The sequence below is a fragment of the Exiguobacterium sp. s102 genome (assembly GCF_018618635.1).
Classification (GTDB): domain Bacteria; phylum Bacillota; class Bacilli; order Exiguobacteriales; family Exiguobacteriaceae; genus Exiguobacterium_A; species Exiguobacterium_A oxidotolerans.
On the sequence record NZ_JACSML010000028.1, the window covers coordinates 1 to 210 of the forward strand.

Annotated in this window: 1 pseudogene; it reads right to left on the reverse strand. The window is 43.3% G+C overall.

Annotated features, from left to right (window positions below):
- Positions 1 to 188: pseudogene (locus KNQ02_RS15585) on the reverse strand (IS5/IS1182 family transposase); the annotation flags it as partial.
- Positions 189 to 210: the final 22 nt, after the last annotated feature.

Genomic DNA, 210 nt, shown 5'->3' on the forward strand with positions numbered 1-210 from the left:
ATCACTTTCTGCATCGTCTGACTTTTCGTACACCGTTCTAGAAATGGACAAGTTTCACAGATTTTTGGATCTGATACGTACTCCCGTCTTCCTTCCCGTGTAGTTGTTCGATAGACAAGCTGCTGATTATTTTCACAGAGATAGCAGTCGTAATACGCATCATAATAGAAGGCATTCGTTTTGAACATACCCTTCACCCCTTTGGGGCGG